This window comes from Pseudoalteromonas issachenkonii (genome assembly GCF_002310795.1).
Taxonomy (GTDB): domain Bacteria; phylum Pseudomonadota; class Gammaproteobacteria; order Enterobacterales; family Alteromonadaceae; genus Pseudoalteromonas; species Pseudoalteromonas tetraodonis.
In genome coordinates, this window is the sequence record NZ_CP011030.1 from 1037306 (window position 1) to 1056378 (window position 19073).

General features: G+C 39.6%; 17 protein-coding genes. 6 read left to right on the forward strand and 11 right to left on the reverse strand.

Going from position 1 to position 19073, the window contains the following annotated elements:
• Positions 1–55 precede the first annotated feature (55 nt).
• The 5 genes from PISS_RS04815 to PISS_RS04840 all read right to left on the reverse strand — a co-directional run bounded on the left by PISS_RS04815 (position 56) and on the right by PISS_RS04840 (position 6431).
• Positions 56–538, reverse strand: a complete 483-nt coding sequence (locus PISS_RS04815) for a bactofilin family protein (protein WP_013464451.1) — start codon at positions 536–538, stop codon at positions 56–58.
• Entirely contained in the window at positions 528–1691 is a 1164-nt protein-coding gene (locus tag PISS_RS04820; protein ID WP_016899427.1) for a M23 family metallopeptidase, read from the reverse strand. The genes PISS_RS04815 and PISS_RS04820 overlap by 11 nt, the downstream gene beginning before the upstream one ends.
• A gap of 142 nt (positions 1692–1833) precedes the next feature.
• Positions 1834–3147 carry a fumarylacetoacetase gene (gene fahA / locus PISS_RS04825; RefSeq protein WP_028835398.1) on the reverse strand — a complete coding sequence of 438 codons (1314 nt, stop codon included), beginning with the start codon at positions 3145–3147 and terminating at the stop codon, positions 1834–1836.
• A gap of 197 nt (positions 3148–3344) precedes the next feature.
• Positions 3345–4391 (reverse strand): 4-hydroxyphenylpyruvate dioxygenase, encoded by a 1047-nt coding sequence (gene hppD / locus PISS_RS04830; RefSeq protein WP_016899429.1) that lies wholly within the window; start codon positions 4389–4391, stop codon positions 3345–3347.
• 540 nt (positions 4392–4931) lie between these two features.
• Positions 4932–6431, reverse strand: a complete 1500-nt coding sequence (locus PISS_RS04840) for a peptide MFS transporter (protein WP_036956839.1) — start codon at positions 6429–6431, stop codon at positions 4932–4934.
• A 743-nt stretch (positions 6432–7174) separates the two neighbouring features.
• Here PISS_RS04840 and tyrR point away from each other — a divergent pair.
• Together tyrR and PISS_RS04850 are read left to right on the forward strand one after the other, a co-directional pair.
• Entirely contained in the window at positions 7175–8731 is a 1557-nt protein-coding gene (gene tyrR / locus PISS_RS04845) for a transcriptional regulator TyrR (RefSeq protein WP_013464456.1), read from the forward strand.
• 112 nt (positions 8732–8843) lie between these two features.
• Positions 8844–9380: a thioesterase family protein gene (locus PISS_RS04850; protein WP_058154357.1), complete on the forward strand. Its 537-nt coding sequence runs from the start codon at positions 8844–8846 to the stop codon at positions 9378–9380.
• Between the two features lie 53 nt (positions 9381–9433).
• Here the strand turns inward: PISS_RS04850 and PISS_RS04855 are convergent, their stop codons facing one another.
• Positions 9434–10087 (reverse strand): OmpW/AlkL family protein, encoded by a 654-nt coding sequence (locus tag PISS_RS04855; RefSeq protein WP_013464458.1) that lies wholly within the window; start codon positions 10085–10087, stop codon positions 9434–9436.
• A 273-nt stretch (positions 10088–10360) separates the two neighbouring features.
• Here PISS_RS04855 and PISS_RS04860 point away from each other — a divergent pair, with 273 nt between their 5' ends.
• Positions 10361–11779 (forward strand): MATE family efflux transporter, encoded by a 1419-nt coding sequence (locus PISS_RS04860; protein WP_058154358.1) that lies wholly within the window; start codon positions 10361–10363, stop codon positions 11777–11779.
• 71 nt (positions 11780–11850) lie between these two features.
• Entirely contained in the window at positions 11851–13059 is a 1209-nt protein-coding gene (dapE, locus tag PISS_RS04865) for a succinyl-diaminopimelate desuccinylase (protein WP_036956841.1), read from the forward strand.
• Between the two features lie 80 nt (positions 13060–13139).
• On the opposite strand, the gene olsF is transcribed toward dapE, so the two are convergent.
• A complete protein-coding gene (olsF, locus tag PISS_RS04870) occupies positions 13140–14870 on the reverse strand; it encodes a bifunctional ornithine lipid synthase OlsF (RefSeq protein ID WP_024602838.1) in 1731 nt (576 codons plus the stop codon).
• A 160-nt stretch (positions 14871–15030) separates the two neighbouring features.
• Here olsF and PISS_RS04875 point away from each other — a divergent pair, with 160 nt between their 5' ends.
• Positions 15031–15951, forward strand: coding sequence for a 2-hydroxyacid dehydrogenase (locus PISS_RS04875; RefSeq protein WP_058154359.1), 921 nt, complete (start codon positions 15031–15033; stop codon positions 15949–15951).
• Positions 15952–16208: 257 nt separating this feature from the next.
• On the opposite strand, the gene smrA is transcribed toward PISS_RS04875, so the two are convergent.
• The 3 genes from smrA to PISS_RS04890 all read right to left on the reverse strand — a co-directional run bounded on the left by smrA (position 16209) and on the right by PISS_RS04890 (position 17958).
• The gene (gene smrA / locus PISS_RS04880; RefSeq protein WP_028835393.1) at positions 16209–16790 is read right to left on the reverse strand and encodes a DNA endonuclease SmrA; all 582 of its coding nucleotides are present in this window, start codon (positions 16788–16790) and stop codon (positions 16209–16211) included.
• A gap of 396 nt (positions 16791–17186) precedes the next feature.
• Positions 17187–17432: a hypothetical protein gene (locus tag PISS_RS04885; RefSeq protein ID WP_058154360.1), complete on the reverse strand. Its 246-nt coding sequence runs from the start codon at positions 17430–17432 to the stop codon at positions 17187–17189.
• Positions 17433–17538: 106 nt separating this feature from the next.
• Positions 17539–17958: a hypothetical protein gene (locus tag PISS_RS04890; RefSeq protein ID WP_028835392.1), complete on the reverse strand. Its 420-nt coding sequence runs from the start codon at positions 17956–17958 to the stop codon at positions 17539–17541.
• Positions 17959–18067: 109 nt separating this feature from the next.
• Between PISS_RS04890 and PISS_RS04895 the strand changes: the two genes are divergently transcribed.
• Positions 18068–18451 carry a response regulator gene (locus PISS_RS04895; RefSeq protein ID WP_008114419.1) on the forward strand — a complete coding sequence of 128 codons (384 nt, stop codon included), beginning with the start codon at positions 18068–18070 and terminating at the stop codon, positions 18449–18451.
• A 67-nt stretch (positions 18452–18518) separates the two neighbouring features.
• Here PISS_RS04895 and rpsT read toward each other — a convergent pair whose 3' ends face one another.
• On the reverse strand, positions 18519–18779 hold the full coding sequence (rpsT, locus tag PISS_RS04900) for a 30S ribosomal protein S20 (protein ID WP_008114420.1): 261 nt from the start codon (positions 18777–18779) through the stop codon (positions 18519–18521).
• Between the last annotated feature and the right edge of the window lie 294 nt (positions 18780–19073).

Consider the following 19073-nt stretch of genomic DNA (forward strand, 5'->3'; position numbering starts at 1 on the left):
TAAAGCATTAAAAACAATGGTTTAGTTTATTGACTAAACCATTTTTTGTTCAGGTTTAACTTTTTGCAGTAGACGACTTGTTTACAAACGAAAGGCCACTGTCTTCATTATCAACAATGGCTTTTACATCGTTAACCGGTTTTGGTTTATCTTTAGCATGCTCAATGACTTCTTTTTCAAAGCGCTGCTTTAAACTACCTTCAATAATCGCACCGGCTTCTATGCTTAGTGTGTCATGAAAAATATCGCCAAGTACATGGGCATTATTTTCGATCTTCACTTCGCTTGCATTTAAAGAGCCTATGATTTTACCTTTAACAACAACGCTGCTCGCCTCAACAACGCCTTCAACAACACCGGAGGAGCCGATAACTAAATGCTCAGCTTTAATATCACCGTCAATACGTCCATCGAGTTGCACTTCACCTTGGCTAACTAAAGAGCCCGTAATACGCACATCGTTAGAAATAATTGAGGGAGTATGACTCACTCGCTTGATTGATGAGTCCGTTTTTGCTTGTTTATTTTTACCAAACACGAGAAAGCGCCTTTGTTATTTTTAGTGGATTGACATGCTTGTCGTCTATTAATACTTCATAGTGTAAATGAGTACTTGTACTTCTTCCGGTACTGCCCATTAAACCAATGACATCGTGCTTTGCAACAACTTGGCCTTTTTTAACATTAACTTTGTTTAAGTGACCAAAGCGCGTTACAACGCCATTTTTATGTTCTAATTCAATAAAGTTACCATAACCACCATTGCGGCCAGCTCGGCGTACCGTTGCATCGGCAGGGGCAAAAATTTCTGTTTTATGCCAGCCAGCTAAATCAACGCCTTTATGAAATGCGCGTCTTTTATTCATGGGATCTTTTCGAAGCCCAAAGTTGCTCGAAATATAATATTTTGCGGCAGGTAAGGGTAATGTGTTCGGCAAGGCGGTTAAAAAGTTTTCTAGCTGATTTAAAACAAGCAACTTATCGGCAATGGCTAAAAATGTATTGGGTATTTTACTTTCATCAAGTATGTCCAGCGGGCCACCTTGCGCCGTTGTTTGTGCCGCTAATGCGAGGTGCTGTGCAAGTGCATTTTCGAGACCTGTGTCTTGCAATATCTCTAAAATAGCGTCGTGGCGTTGATTAATTTGCGCAGCTAATAAGGTAAAATTAGTATCGTATTGTTCATTTAGTAAAGTATAGCGCTGCTCAAAACTGGTGGCGCTATTATGGGCATGTTTGTTTTGTGACTTGTCGTCTTCGAGCGGCTCATGGAATTCGCTCTCACTCTCATTTATAGGGGAGGAGTCAAGCTCACCCTCTAATTTAATGGCGTCTTTGCTAATAGAAGCAGGCAATGATTCAATCATACCTTGTAATAAAGCTTGTTTTTGTTCTAGTTCAGCTAACTGTTCTTGTTGTAATGCATAGCGTTGCTGCTGCTGCTTTACTTTTTGTTGCCACTGCGCTTGCTTATCAAGTTGAGTTTGTTCGATATGAGATATTTGGTGTGTTTGCATATACACACGAATACTAGAGACACTCATCCACACAATAGCGGTGATAATAATAGCGAGTACAGAAACTTGTAACCATGGTGCCAAAACTACATGCTTTACTTCGCCATTTTGGCGAATAAGCAGCTGGCGAGCTGGGAAGTTTTTATGAAAAAAAGATTTTATGAATACAGACATGTCACATATTTACTGGCTATTAACGGATTCAAGATAGCAATTTCAACTAAAAAAGCCAGAAAAAAATTGTAACTATGGCTTAATTAATAAAAAAGGGCGGCTTATTCGGCCACCCTTTTTTACTAGTTTATTGATTTTACAATTATTTTGCTGGCAATACCGTACTCTCTACGCAGCCGAAGCCAATACGTGCAAAACCTTCTTTTTCACACCAGCCACGCATTATCACGTTGTCGCCGTCTTCCAAGAAGCTACGCTGTTCGCCGTTGCTTAAGGTGATTTTTTCTTTACCACCACGAGAAAGCTCAAGTAATGAACCTGCTTCTTCATGAGTTGGGCCTGATTGCGTTCCAGAGCCCAGCATGTCGCCTGGCATAAAGTTACAACCGTTTACCGTATGGTGAGTCACCATTTGTGCCACAGTCCAGTAAGAATGCTTAAAGCTAGATTTAGACACTTGTGTTGGGTTGTAGCCTTCATCACGCATTTTTTGCGTTTGAATTTTAACATCCATTTGAATATCAAATGCGCCTTGATCACGGTTAGCCGTTGATTCTAAATATTCCAATGGTTGCGGATCATTTTCATCACGCGTCCAGCTTGTTCTAAATGGTGCAAGTGCTTCGGTAGTTACAATCCATGGTGACACGGTTGATGCAAAGTTTTTTGCTAAAAATGGACCAAGCGGTTGGTATTCCCATGCTTGTAAATCACGTGCTGACCAATCGTTGAAAACACAAAAGCCAAACACATGTTTTTCAGCATTTTCAATGGCAATAGCATCACCCAGTTCATTACCCTTACCCAAGTAAATACCCAGTTCAAGTTCGTAATCAAGACGCTTACACGGACCAAATGAAGGTACTTCTGCGTCTGGCGCTTTAGTTTGTCCTTTAGGGCGATGGAACTGCTGACCAGATACGCCAATAGATGACGAACGACCGTGATAACCAATCGGTACCCACTTGTAATTCGGTAGCAGTGGGTTATCAGGGCGAAATAAACTACCTACGGCCGTAGCATGATAAATCGAGGTGTAAAAGTCGGTGTAATCGCCAATGCGACACGGCAGAGCAAATTCAATCTCGCTTTGCGCAATAAGTGCGTGTGTAAGTTGTTCTTGATGCTCAGAACCTTCACGTAATGCTTTCGATAATGCTAAACGTAGGGCTGACCAATATTGCTCACCCAGACCCATAAACTCATTTAGTGTAGGTTTACTTGCTGCAGCAATGGCGACTTGAGCATCGCCACTAAAAATAGCGAGTTCATTTACTTTTGCTAAATCAATAACCTGATCGCCAATGGCAACCGCGCCACGGAAAGCTTCGTTGCTATTTTTGCGACGTACTTCGGCAAAAGGTAGATTTTGGATAGGGAAGTCACATTGTGCATCATTTGCTGATGCAACCCAGCTAGTTAAATTTATATCATGGGTTTCGTTAATTAAACTCATTACATTTCCTTTGGTTTAGTTGGTCGCACATATCAATTTATTAAATAAGAACATAGCACCAGCAAGTTTTAAATATCTACTAGTTATATGGTGATGAAAAGCGCGATTTAAACACGCAAAGAGAGATAAGCTCTCTTAGTTACGATTAAACGACAAAAAGCAGCGAAATACGCTGCTTTTTAGAGTCATAATTTTAATTATAAAACGCCGCGGCGTTCTTGATCTCGCTCGATTGATTCGAACAGCGCTTGGAAGTTACCTTCACCAAAGCCACCATCGTCAACACGTTGAATCATCTCAATGAAGATAGGGCCAAATAAGTTTTTAGAGAAAATTTGCAATAAGTAGCAATCTTCGCTTTGGCTATCAACCAGGATTTGATGCTCACGAATCTTTTCTTTGTCTTCTTTAACCCATGGTACACGGTCAAAAATAGTATCGTAGTACTCAGGGATAATATCTAAAGTGGCGATAGTTGATTTATCTAACTTATCAAGTGAGCTCACTAAGTCGTCAGTTAAAAAGGCTAAATGCTGTACACCTGGGCCATTGTATTCGCCTAGGTATTCATCAATTTGGTTATTGTCGTTACCTTTACCTTCATTGATTGGAATAGAGAAAGTGCCACAAGGTGATTTTAATGCATAAGAGAGTAAGGCTGTTTTTTGGCCTTTAATATCAAAGTAGCGCACTTCGGTAAAACCAAACACGTCTTTATAAAAGTTAGCCCATGTTTCCATTGTGCCTTTATAAACGTTGTTAGTTAAGTGGTCGATACGTAAGAACCCTTTATCATTAACGACGTTTTGCTCAGCTAAATCTTCAAAGTCGTTTGCGTAGATAGAGCCTTTATCGCCAAACTGTTCAATAAAGTATATTAAGCTGTCGCCAATGCCGTAAATAGCAGGGTACGGTAAGTCTTTATTTGCTGCATCAGTAGCTGGCTTAGCGCCACGTTCAACCGCAGCTTCAAACGCCGCTTGAGCGTTCTCTACGCGCCAACCCATAGAACAAATTGCTGGGCCATGATTTTTAGCAAATTCAGCTGAAAAACCATCGCGTTCATTATTTAGTAAAAAATGAATATCGTTTTGGTTGTAATAAACAATGTCTTTACCTTTGAATTTTTTTAACTTTGAAAAACCAAAATCGGTAAACACTTTATCCATGTAATCGGCATCGGGTGTTGCGTACTCGGTAAATTCAATACCAACCAAACCTAAAGGGTTATTTACTTCACTCATTATAATTACTCCCGCAATTAAGCACTGCGATTATTAGTTATCGTATTGCCTGCATGATTAACCAGATTGGTGTTTTGGGGAAGAGGGTGTTGTTATTTAGTAAATAGCGCGTGTGTAAATTTTACGAGACGGTTATCAAAGTATGTTGTTTATTTACATACGAGCAGGTGAAAGTAAAAATTAGGTAGCGAGATGAAAGTGCAGGTTTTCTTGTTAAATTATTGATTGTTAATAGTTTAATTTAATTTATTTATATGTGTTTTTAGTTTTTTTGCGCTTAAAAAAGTGCGGTTTTTGTATTTTATTATTTACACTTTTAATGAGTTTGGTTAGCTGCGATATATATAAAATCAAAGAGTATTGATGGTTTGCTGCTATAAACTCGTTTATGCACAGTGATGAGGTATAAATAATAAACGGCTGAATGTAAAAATTGTGGGGTTTAATCAAGCGGCCATAAAAATACCCCCTGCAGTTAACTACAGGAGGTATTTGATATCATTTATCAAAGCTCATAATTATGCGTGTGATAAATCTAAATTATTGTGTTGGTGCGGTTTGTTCTAAACCTTGTTTTTCCCATATTTTAGCTTTAAAACTCATCAGTACTAAGATGATACCTACACCGATACTAAATAAGGCAATTTGTAGGTAAAGGTTCGGGATTTCTTCAACATTGTTAGGATCAAAGTTACCAGCAAGTAATCCTGAAATAACGTTACCGATAGAGTATGTAAGTACAAATACCCCCATCATTTGACCAGTAAAGCGGCGAGGCGATAATTTACTTACAGCGCTCAATGCAACTGGGCTTAAACAAAGCTCACCCACTGTGTGTAAGAAATACGTAGTAACAAGCCAATAAGGTGCTACTTTTAAGCCTTCAGCGGCATAGTGTGCTGCCATAAACATTACTAAAAAGCCTGAAGCCATAATAACGAGGCCCAACGCACATTTTACGCTGTAAGTAGGCGAGACCATTTTTTTAGATAAATTAATCCAAAAAGCGGCAAAGAATGGCGATAGCGCAATAATGAACAATGAATTTAGAGATTGGAACCAAGTCGTTGGAATTTCAAATGTGCCAACCAGACGGTCTGTATAGTCACGAGCAAACAGATTTAATGAAGAACCGGCTTGTTCAAAGCCAGACCAAAAACAGGCTGAAGCGACACAGACTAAAAATAGCGCCCACATTCTTTGTTTTTCAGCATCGGTTAGTTTGCCTTTGAAGTATATAAGGCCAAAGTAAACGAAAAAGATAACAGTAAATATAACTGCGGTGTACCCTGCAACAATCGATGGGTTAATGACAATAGCACCTGTCATCGCAGCAGCGGTAACACCGGCGGTCGCGATAATAAATGCAGCAATACCGCCCCATGCGCGCGAAGTACCTTTAGGGCTTAATGGGTTAGCAGGTAATGCGCTGTGATCTGGTAAGTTTTTAAGTGTGCGCTTGTATTGAATTAAACCAATACCCATACCAACAGCCGCGGCACCAAATGCCCAGTGCCAACCTACGTTTTCCATAAAGTAACCACACACGTAGTAACCAATTAAAGAACCTAAGTTAATACCCATGTAGTAAATAGCGAAACCACCATCACGGCGCTCATCTTCGTCAGTATAAAGCTGACCAACCATGGCACTGATATTAGGTTTAAGTAAACCAGTACCTGTTGCAACAAAGATCAAACCAATGAAAAATGAATATTCATGTGGCACGGCTAAGATAATATGGCCACACATGATAATAATACCGCCATACCATACTGCTTTTTGGCCACCAAACAATCTATCTGCTAACCAACCACCAGGTAAACCTAAAAAGTATACTGAACCTGTGTATAAGCCATAAATTGCAGCAGCAGAAGCAACGGTAAATCCTAGGCCTTCTTGTTGTAAACTTGCTGTCATAAATAATACGAGCATCGCTCGCATACCGTAGTAACTCATTCGTTCCCACATTTCTGTGAAAAACAGGGTTGAAAGTCCTTTAGGGTGACCAAACCAGCCACTGTCAGAATTTGAACTCATATTTACTTCCTAATTCATTATTGTTTTGATGACCTTGTGGTTTTTTATTTAGCTAAATTTTTACTCATAAAAAGTATAATAAATGCTCGATCATCAGTGTTTTTTATGCAGCTAAGGTAATGGTTTGCTAAACGCAGCTATACGTTTAGGTAAGAGTCACACCCTTATCCTAGTTACAATTGCGCCTAAGTATACATAGACCTTTGTGCGAGGGGAAGCGTTGAGCGCGCTATCATACATCGGTTATGTAATTGTTAAATACCAGTGTGTGAACCCCTATTTGCTGCAGTAAACACCTAAACTTATCAAAAAATATCTTTAACATCATAGGTAACATTGTCATACCAACGTTATCTTTAACACTGTTTAAATACAGCTTGAAAAATAAATAAAAGCTTTGTTTTACGGGTAGTTACAGCTACTAAATTTTTAATAATAGTTAACCTTTACTACTTTAATTTAATAATCACCACTTAGATTAAACATGAGCGAATATTGGCGTATGGACAGTAATGATTCGCTCATTGCAGCATATAATTTATACAAGGCCAGCTTGACTAAATTGAGTTGCAATAACCCCGACTTTTAGTGAACAGCCAAGCTTGAATGCGTTAAGTGCTTGAAAAAGCCCTCTAGTTAGTAAAAAAACATTTTTTCGTCCAAATTTCTTTACAATAAACTATGCTCGTAAACAGAGTTAGCGTATTATTCACGCCAACTAGTTTTTCCTTACCTGAGGGTGTATGCGTTTAGATATTCACTGTGCAGACCGAGTTGGTATTGCTCAAGAGATTCTTAATATTTTAGTTAGCTACAATGTTGACTTAAAGGGGATTGAAGTCGACTCAGTAAATTGTCGTATGTATGTGAGTTTTCCTGAGATTGAATTTGAACAATTTCAAAAAATCATGCCGTCTATTCGCTTAATCGATGGTGTACATGATGTACGCACAACCGCGTTTTTACCGTCTGAACGTGAGCATAATGAACTTAACACCTTATTAAGAGCACTTCCTGATGGCGTTATATCTATTGATGCTAAAGGGTGGGTACGCCTGTGTAACGACGCAGCCTGCAAAGATTTACAACTCACAGAAAAAGAAGTCACCGGTGCTAATATTAATAATTTGCTCAAAGGCTTTAACTTTACCCGTTGGTTAGAGGGCAAAGAAGTACTGGGGCAAACCACGCGTGTTGAAGTAGCTGGTGAAGATTTTATTGCTGATATTCTGCCTATTGCGGTCCCTCAAGGCAGCGAAGGCGATGTATTAGCGGGTGCGGTAATTAATATAAAATCGCAAAGCCGTTTAGGTCAGCAAGTGAGTGCTTTTAGGCGTTATGGCCAAGAAAGCTTCGCGACTATTCATAACTTTAGCACGGCGATGCGCCGTGTGGTTCGCGAAGCGCGAAAAATGGCGCAACTTGAAGCTCCCATTCTTATTACGGGTGAAACGGGGACGGGTAAAGAGTTGCTAGCACGAGCTTGTCACTATGCATCTAACCGCTCAGTAAAACCATTTATTGCTTTATCGTGTGCCTCGTTACCAGATGATGTTGCTGAGTCCGAACTATTCGGTTATGCCGGGTATGAAGAAAACGCAGCGCCTAAACGTGGTGTACTCGAACAAGCGGATGGTGGAACGGTATTTTTAGATGAAGTAGGTGAAATGTCGACGCAGCTACAAACTAAATTGCTACGTTTTTTACAAGACGGTACATTTAGAAAAGTTGGCGACGAAAACGAAGTTAAAGTGAACGTGCGTATTATTGCTGCCACGCAAAAAGATTTACCAGCAATGGTTCAAGAGGGCGTATTTAGAGAAGATTTATACTACCGAATTAATGTATTAACACTGGAAATTGCGCCGCTTAGAGATCGTAAAGCGGATGTTGGGCCACTTGCTGAACACTTTATTCAAAAATATGCGCAGCAAAATGGCCATACAGTCCCCGAGTTATCTGAAGAATGTTTAACGTTTTTACAAGATTACCCATGGCCTGGCAATGTACGCCAATTAGAAAACGCGATTTACCGTGCGGTATCGTTGTTAGAAGACAGTGAACTGCGCGTTGAACATTTACAGTTACCTACGTTTACCCATGATTTAGGCTATTTAGAGTCTGATTTTGAGGGCTCGCTTGATCAAGCGGTTAAGCGTTTTGAAGCCACCTTACTGCGTAAGCTTTATCCTGCCTATCCTAGCTCTCGTCAGTTAGCTAAACGCTTGGGACTGAGTCATACTGCTGTGGCTAATAAATTGCGTGATTACGGCATTAACCGCAAAACGGTTAAAGTTTAAAGATAGATACCCAAACATCCTCATTTAGTGATTGATTCCTTGGTTCAAAAACAACCAAAGGAGTCAATCGCTATGATACACTGATAAAAACTCAACTGGTAAGACCTCTACTGTGAACTTATATTTTAGACTGCTGCTGTTATTTTTTAAAATTAAACGTAATCGTGACTATCAATCGTTGTTAGATATGGTTGATATAGACTACAAAGCATTACCAAGTGACTGCGATATTAATTTGCATTTAACCAATTCGCGCTATTTAGCGATGATGGACTTGTCGCGTACCTGGATGACTGAACGGGTTGGTTTGCTTAAGCAAATAATGAAACGTCGTTGGTTTCCTATTGTTAATGCGACAGCTATTACCTACATCCGCGATATTAAGCCAATGCAACGTTTTACCATTAGTACGCGTTTGGTTGGCTGGGATCATAAATACTTTTACATTGAACAAAAGTTTCATTCTGAGCGGGGCTTACATGCCATTGCTTATGTGCGCGGCGTGTTTAAAAGTAAGAAAGGGGTGGTCAGTGTTGAGCATATGCTCGAGGTTGCAGGCTTTGACGGGGTTGCACCCATTTTACCGGCTGAAATAATTCACTGGAAAGAAATGCTTGAGCAAAAAAAAGTAAATAACTTACCTCGCTAAACACAGGCAAAAAAAAAGGCCTAACGGCCTTTTTAACACACACATAAACGTTATTAAAACGAGTATTTAAGACCAAACATGGCAACAACAGGGTCAAGTGACACGGTTGATGTTAATGCTTTTGCGCCATTAGCATAAACAGTCGCATCAGTATCAATATCCATGATAGATACCATAGCGTGTAGGCCCCATTTTTCATCAATCTTGTAGTTAGCACCTACTTGAGCAACAAAACCAAATGAATCATCTAGTTTTACTTCTACATCGTTAGTTCCTAACGTTGCTTTAAGTGCTGCAGAAGGCTGTTCGTCAAAGAACGTCGTATAGTTAATTCCCACACCTACAAACGGACGAAGTGCATAGCTGCTATCTAAAAAGTGGTATTGTGCAACCAGTGATGGTGGTAAATGTTTAATATCAGCAATTTTATTACCAGCTAAACCACCAGTACCTTCTACATCATGAGAAAACGGCGTTGCTGCAATAAGCTCTAATACCCATTGGTCGTTAAATGCGTAATCTACAGTAATACCTAACTGAGTATCTGAGTCGCCTTTTAAGCCTAGAGTAGGTGCTTCGTTAATTTTTGAACCATCGTTATCTGGATTAACATTAATTGCGCCAACATTAACACTAAAGTTAGCGTGTGCTGCAGGAGAAAGAGCCAGTAAAGAAGTAAGTATTGCAATGCTTAGTTTAGTTTTCATGTTGTTCTCCGTGAACTACTGTGTGACTATTTGTTGATTGAGGCTATTATTGCTCGAGGTTAAAAATAAAAACCTGTTCTAGATCAAAGTTTCAAAAGCGGATGAGTAAAGAGCCTCTATTTATTGATTTAGATTAAACTTTTACTTAATTAGTGCTTAAAAATTATTGACTGATCACTTAAATACAAGCCGCAAACGAAGTATTCATAATATAATCAGCTAGTTTTGTTAAACTAAGGCTATGTTCACGGTTTAATAAAAGTAAGCGACCTCATGACTCCCTCTGGTCAACTATTTCTTCAAGGCTCCATTGCTAAAGCGCTGTTGAAATTAGGTATTCCTATTATCCTCATTAATATATTGCAGTCGGCTTATCAGCTTACGGATGCATTTTGGGTTGGGCGATTAGGAGCAACCCAAGTCGCTGCAGTGTCTATTAGTACCCCGATCACTTTTTTAGTCATTGCTATAGGCTCTGGGCTTGCAATGGCCGGTGCTATATTATCGGCGCAATACATGGGCGCAGGTCAGCAAGATAAAGTGAACCATGTTGCAGCGCAAACGGTGTTAATGGTTGCATTTACCGCCTTAGTGTTAGGGCTTCTAGGTTATGTACTTTCCCCATACTTTTTAAAACTGCTAGGCGTTGAGCAGGCGGTTTACAGTGATGCACTTAAGTTTATGCATGTGTCCTTTATTGGCGTTATTTTTGTGTTTATTTACGCTATGTTCCAATCGCTAATGCGGGGTATAGGGCAAACTAAAGTACCTTTAATCATAGTTAGCACCACAGTGTTACTTAATTTTATTCTCGATCCGCTATTTATTTTTGGTTATGGCCGTTTTGAAGGGCTTGGCGTTATGGGCGCTGCGCTAGCGACTTTAGTTACACAAAGTTTAGCGGCGCTGGCGGGCATTATTATATTTTTACGCGGTCGCCATGGGATTCAATTACAGCTAAAAAGTTTCTATCCCGATTGGCAATATATGAAACGGGCTTTTTTCTTAGGAGCGCCTGGCTCTATTGAATTATCAACACGTGCTTTTGGCTTGATTATCATGTCATTTTTAGTGGCAAGCTTTGGAACCGTTACCATTGCGGCTTATGGCGTGGGCTCTAATATTTTGCAAATGGTGATGATCCCTGCCATGGGTTTATCAATGGCGGTATCAACCTTGGTGGGGCAAAATATGGGCGCCGGCAATATTAAACGGGCTGAGCAAATAACGAAGCTTGCCAGTATGTGGGGATTAATAGGCCTTTCTTTTGTTGGGGGCATTGCTTACTTGTATGCTGATACGCTGGTGGCATTTTTTATTCCCGAAGATAACAGTGTAATAAATAAAGGCGCGCAGTTTGTTCAAGTGATGTGTTTAAGCTGGGGGGGAATTGGTGTTCAGCTTTGTATTGTTGCTGCTTTTCGTGCCTCTGGGAATATGCTTAATGCCATGATTATCGCGTTATTATCACAATGCGTGGTGCAGTTTCCTGCCGCTTATATTCTTTCTAATCACACTTTGCTTGGCGATCAGGGAATATGGTATTCGTTTGCAATTACGAACATAACCATCGCACTGATAGCGTTCGCTTGGTTTATGCGTGGCGCATGGAAAAAAACCAGATTAACCAGAGAAGATAAACACATTGTGCAGGTGACACGAGAAACATTAATAGAAGAGGGCACACGTTAGCCTGTATTTTCATAATGCGGTCATAAAAAGTCGTTGTAATAAATACACTGCTAAAACGAGGTGTGTTTATTATGACAAAAGCTATCAACAAAAAAGTACCCGCGCCGTACTTAACTATTCCACAGTTAAAAACGCTCAGTCACTTACAAACGCTGATCCGATTTAAGTCAATTACGCCTAATTCCGCAGGTGGTATTGAGTGGCTGGCACATCAGCTAACTGATTTAGGTTTTAGCATTGAACAGTTTAGTGCCCATAATGTCACTAATTTAATTGCTAAAATATCTTTTGGAGCAGGCCCTGTGGTGGCATTTTCTGGTCATATTGATGTGGTCCCTGCTGCGCAAGGTGGCTGGTTAGCTGATCCGTTTGACGGAAAAATAATTAATGATGCGATTTATGGGCGTGGTGCCGCTGATATGAAAGGGGGCATTGCAGCCATGCTCAGTGCAACGCAGTCGCTAATACATAGTGCGCAGCAAAAGCAGGGCTCCTTGTATTGGTTGATCACCTCTGATGAAGAAGGTGAAGCAGAGCATGGCTCAGTGTTGATTGCGAAACGCCTAGCACAACAAGGTGTTGTGCTTGATGGCTGTATTGTTGGTGAGCCAACAAGTCATTTGCAAGTGGGCGACACCATAAAAAATGGCCGACGTGGCGCGCTGTCAGCGCGTTTAACTATTCAAGGAAAAGCAGGACACGTGGCCTATCCTGAAAATACCATCAATGCTGCGCATATCAGCGCTGAAGTAGTGAATAGATTAATCCAAATTGATTGGCTTTTAGATGAGCCAAGCTCAAAAACAAGCTTGCAAGTTACCGGTATTAATATTGATAACGTGCTTGATAATTTAGTGCCTGCTCAATGTGATATTACGTTTAATATTCGCTACAGCCATGGGTATAAAAGTACAGATGTGAAACAGCTGGTACTTACTGCACTGAATGATTTAAACGAATATTTAACGGTGCAATGGGAGCGTCCATGTGAACCTTATTATACAAGCCATAGGGCAGAGCGATGCTTACTCGCCCAGCTAGAGCAGGCAATATTTAACGTGACCGGAAGCTATCCAGTACTTAGTACCAGCGGCGGGACTTCAGATGGGCGATTTTTTGCAAGTAAAAACACGCAAGTGATAGAGTGCGGGGTTTTAAACCAGACCATTCATCAAGTTAATGAACATGTACCCATTAGCGACTTGTTACAAATAGAGAAAATATACACCCAACTATTAGTACATATATTTAGCCAATCTAATAATCAGGAGATTAGATAAATATGAAATTGCCTAAGTTTAAGTATTTAACTTTAAGCGCCCAAGCTTAGGCGCTTAAGTTAATATTTTAACGGCAAAGCTTAGTTTATTGAGGCGGTGTCTTGCGCTCCCAAATAGCGTTTTGCTTTACTCGGTTTTACTTTCTCAAGGTCGACCAATACCAATCCATCAATACAATTATTAAATTGCGGATCAATACTAAAACTTAAAAACGTTACCCCATTTGGCTCACATAGCTCGGTGTATTGTTTAAATAGTGTGGGTACATGGGTGCCCATATTAGCCAGTATGTGTTTAAGTTCTACAAAGTCTTCTTTGATGTTGTTACCCATAAACAAATTAGTGCATTGAATCTGCTGCTCACGGGTATGACGAAAAGCATTGTTAGGCGTTGCGAGTGACTTTTCAGAGCCATAATAGTGCTGATAATAATGTACCAGTAAGGATTTTGCTTGCTCTGGCAGTGCGTTTGACACACTCACGGCACCAAATAAGTAACGATACTGAGGGTAGCGGTTAATAAAGGCACCAATGCCATACCATAAATAGTCGAGGCTTTTTCTTCCCCAGTATTTGGGTTGTACAAAACTACGGCCTAATTCTATGCCTTGCTTGAAGTATGGCGTCATCTCTTGGGTATAATTAAATAAGCTATCGGTATAAAGCCCACGTTGAGAGTGCTGTTCAATCACATCCTGCGCGCAGGCTAATCTGTAAGCGCCAACTAGTTCGAGTGATTGTGCATCCCATAAGACTAAGTGTTGATAATGCATGTCGTATTTGTCTATATCACGGCGATTGCCACTGCCTTCACCTACTGCACGAAAGGCAATTTCCCGTAAGCGGCCAAGTTCACGAAATAACGGTGAGCTGCCTTGGTATTGGTATAAATAAATAACCATGCCATCACTGGTTTTACCTAAATGTTCACAGCTTTCGATGGCTTTTTTTAATTCTTTTTTACACTCTGGTGAGGCAATAGGGGCATGAGTTTTTAGTGGCAGTGTTTTTTTAGTGGTTAAACGGTACAGCTGTTTTCGTATAAGCTCGACCACTTCCTTGTCTTTTAAATCGGGTATTAAATAAGATTCAGGAGCAATGGAGGCGCCTATTTCAAATTCGAGCGATTTTTGGCGCTGTTTAAACATTTCTTTGACTAGTAATAAACTGGCAAGCGGTTTATATAGCATAGAGGCACCGTAAAAAAGCGGGCTGTTTCTGGCTTTTATATGTATGGGTAAAATTGGGCTATTGGCTTTTTTAGCGATACGTAAAAACCCGCTGTTCCATTTACAGTCTTTGATCCCTGTTGGTCGAAGTCGAGAAACTTCACCCGCAGGGAAAATAAGTAATGCTCCTTCATTTTTTAAATGCTGGTGGATATTACTAAGCTCTTGTTTTTTACTTTGCCCCGACAAATTATCAACGGGTAGTAATAATGAATGCATTGCATCAACGGTCATTAGCATTCGGTTAGCCACGACTTTTAAATCGGCACGCACCGTCGATAACACATTAATTAATGCAAGCGCATCTAAGGATCCAATTGGATGATTAGCAATAATGACAATTTTCCCTTCACTGGGAATATTTTCTATTTGCTTAGCTTTATAGCGAGTGTCAAAATCAAGTTCATCAAGTACTTGCTCGACAAATTCTATTCCTTGAAGATGGGGATAAGTTGTTGCAAAGTTTGTAAACTCTTGTTCATGTAATAAGTAGCTAAGGCTCTTTTTTACCAGTTTTTTTATTTTAAATGAGTTAGTTAACTGTGGTAAGTTAGTCGCAATTACTTTATCTACACTGATCATACGCACCTCTTTTTTATACTAGGCCAAAGCCAATATGTTTAGCTTAGAGTGCGGATATGACAATACGCGGTCAGTTGTGTGACTTTTTAAAACCGTTTACATACTATTGAATTGAACCATACCAGTACTATTATTTAGGGTTACTTTTTAAGGAATCATCATGTCAGTTTTGGTGGCTATAACAGGCCGAGACAACACAAAATTAATAGCAAAAATGAAATCACGATTGCCTAGTATTCGAATTGAAGAACTTAATGATTGCCAAAATTTAGAGAGTGTAGAGTTCGTTTTAGCGTGGAATGCGCCTGCATCACTGTGGCCCACGTTACCAAACCTAAAGGCTGTGTCATCATTTGGCGCAGGCGTTGATAGCATTGATTTAAGTTTATTACCTGCGGATGTAGAGGTCGTGCGTATTGTTGATAAACAGTTAGCCAACGATATGGCTGAATACGTACTTACCCATGTATTAGCACAAAAATTGCGATTAAAAGAATATGCAATAAAGCAACAGCAAAGTATATGGAAACCTAAAAGAGCGCATAAACATAATCAAGTAAGCATTTTAGGGTTTGGCGAACTAGGTCAAGCATGTGCACAGAGGCTGGTTAATAACGGTTTTAACGTAAATGCTTGGAGCCGAAGCCCTAAAACATCAAACATTGCGACACTCTATCATGGTGATGACGGCTTAACACAGATGCTTGCGCAAACCGATTATTTAGTATGTTTATTACCGCTTACCAGCAGTACCCAAGGCATTATTAATAAACAGTTACTTGAGCAACTGCCTGAACATGCTGTGGTGATTAATGTGGCCAGAGGTGGGCATATAGTAGAAGCTGATTTACTTGATGCACTTAACAATACACGTATACGCGCAGCAACGCTTGATGTGTTTGCCAGTGAACCACTGCCAAGCGAACACCCTTATTGGTTGCATCCAGGTATTACTTTAACACCGCACTGTGCTGCGTTGTCAGATCTGGATAGTGTTATTGAACAAATAGCAGAAAACATTTTGCGTTTAAAAGCGAAACAGCCATTAATAAATTGCATTGATAAGCAGCAAGGTTATTAATTGGCAGTTGTTGGCCTTCAAGGATTAAAATTTGTTTAATTTTTAACAGAAACAGCTTGTTAACATTTGTAATTTTTATTATTGTTAAAAACAGTTCTAACAATAATAAAAAAATAGGATGAATTATGAAACCCAATCAAGGGGGCGCAAAAATTAGCATCGTGGTTGTATCTATCATTATATTAGGAATATCTGCCTGGTTTAATCAAGCCAATGCGGCAGCGCTGCTGATCTGACCCTTATTTTCACAGCAAGATTTAGCTACGCTTGCTGTGTATTTCTCTATTTTGATGCTTTTTATCATCACTTTTCTTCAATAAAACATACGTCGCACCACTTCCTCCATGCTGCCTAAGTGCAGTATGAAACGCTAAAACGCATGGAATTGTTTGTAACCACTGATTTACGTAACTTTTTAATATCCCTGGCTTGGTTTTATTTTTAATACCTATGCCATGGCGAACGAGTACCATTCTTATATTTCGCTGATGGCAGTCTTGAACAAAGGCTAATAATGATGCGTGTGCATTTTTTAAAAGTTGCCCATGTAAATCAAGCGTCGCATCAAGCTGATATTTCGCTAATCTTACATTTTTAAAAACCGCGCTTTGTACGCCCTCTTTTTTAAAGCTTAATATGGCAAGTGGATCGAGTAATTCAAGTGGTTCATCCAACGGATTGAACTGTTCAGAGACTAAATCTGATTGTGCTGCTTTATTTTTTTCTTGCTGGGCGATGACCGCTTTATGGTTTTTAGGTGGTAAGGTCACAGTGTCATGCGTTATGGGGGTAACATCTTCCATAGAAGATAAGAATAAATCGAAATCTGACAATGGCATGGGCTTATCTCAAATTAGGCAAGGGTCTGTTGACCTTTGCGGATTAAAATTTGTTCAAACTAGGGGCGGTTTAATCGCGGCGCGAGGTTTGTAACCTAGTGGGCTAAGTAAAAACCGAGCAACAAAGAGTAAATCGCCCCTAGGTAGAACCCAAAGGGCAGCGCCTGTTTGGCATTGATGCTGCGTTATCACCTATCTATGGGGAATAACCACACCACATAGGCTCTGCCTTGCCTAAATACCAAACAGACTGCTGCAAATTTAACCTTGAAAGGTCAACAGACCCTATTACGAGATAAATTTTAGCTTAGTTCAAACCCAGACCCAAGATTTTTAACAGTGAGATATAAAAAAGCCCAGAAAAACTGGGCTATAAAATATTCTAAGGGGAAGTAATTAATGCTGAGATACGCTAAATTGCCCAAATGTATAAACTTTGAACAAGTAAAATGTGTTGATCAACACTAAACTCATATTTGAAATAATACTCGACGACATAAGATCTAAGCTAAATGATAGGAATAACAAACCACACGCACTAATCGCAGCAACGCGAAGCAGTTTCAGTTGGTTGATAAAGAATGCACCTAAACCTAGTGCAAGTAGTAATGTATTTAAAAGCCAATCTAGCTCGTTTAGCATGGTCGTTTCAATAGTTCAGTTGTTGAAAAAAGGAGCGCCATTATGTTGATCTTTTGCACAGCTTTCAACCAAGTAATTTTAAATTTTCAGATTAGTTTTTTTAATGCTAAAGGTAGGTCATTAATACCGAAAATAATCCCTCTTCAGCAATAACATGATATTTTTGGCAGCTTTGTGGTTGCTGAAGATCTACACAGAGGTATAGTGTTCTGCGATGCTTATCTAGTCTAGGGTGCAGCGTTGAATCCAGTAGCTTTGGTTTATTGGCAAATAGCCCTGGCCAATAAATACTTTTGCTAACCATGGCTGATTTTTTATAGGTGAGTAAACTAGGCTTTGGCGCTAAAACAAATATAAGTAATAATATCGTGAAAATAAAAAATGCGGTTAGTTTGGCGCCACGTTTTACACTTACTGCGCGCGGGTTTGATTGTGAGCCAAGGTTTGCAGGCTTGTTACTAGGTATTGGTTTAACATAGGCCGCTTTATTTTTTTTGCGACGACTCTTTTTTGTATTTTTCGACATAAAGCAAATCTGGCCTTTTTGGCTTAGCTCTCTATAATAAAGTAAATATTTGTATTTTAAGCAAATCACCAATTTCGCAGACACGGCTTTTAGCCTATAAGGATTATATATGAATACGCAGCTATCTATTTTAATAGTTGATGATGTTAGCACGGTGCGTAGCTTTCTAAGTCAAACATTGATGCATTTAGGGATAGAGAATGTAAAAGAAGCGTCTACGGCCGCGCAGTGCATAAGTGAATGCCGTGCAGCAAACTTTAACATTATATTTTTAGATATAGAGCTACCTGACGGCGATGGTAAAGAGCTTATTGCGCAGATAAATGAGTTATCACCAGAGACAAACGTGGTGATGGTGTCGGCGCATTCAGGCGTTGAAAATGTGAAGGATGCAATAGATAGAGGGGCAAAAGGATTTGTGGTTAAGCCATTTTCTCCGAAGAAAATTGCGGCGATGCTGAAAAAGTTTTATCCAGAGCTCGATAACGTTTAAAAAGCGTATTTATTTTGGGCAAAAAAAAACCGGCAAAAGCCGGTTTTTTTAATCTTGCAAAAACAAATTATAGCGCTTTAATTTTAGCAGCTAAACGGCTCTTATGACGAGCAGCTTTGTTTTTGTGGATTAGACCCTTAGTTGCGTAACGGTCTAGGATAGGTGTAGCAACAGAAAAAGCTTGCTGTGCAGCTTCTTTATCGCCAGCTTCAATAGCTACGATTACTTTTTTGAAGTAAGTACGCATCATTGAACGACGGCTTGCGTTGTGCTGACGGTTTTTTTCGCTTGTGATAGCGCGTTTTTTTGCAGACTTGATGTTAGCCAAGGTTTGCTCCTAACAATCTTAAATAAAGCTTAAATTAAAGGCCGTGGAATATGCCTGTTTTTATCATGAATGTCAATTTAATTTTAACAATCCAAGAAAAACTGCTCCTTATAACGAACATCAATTTGCCGCTTTAGCAGTTAATGCCGCTATTGTAACAAAGCAAGGGGTTCGAGCCTAGTGCTTTAAAGCGATTTATAAAAAAGACTATGGCATAATTAACTTAATTGCTGATTTTTAATATGGATTTATAGTGTCAAAAGGTTTGTTTCGTTCCGGGATGATTGTAAGTGC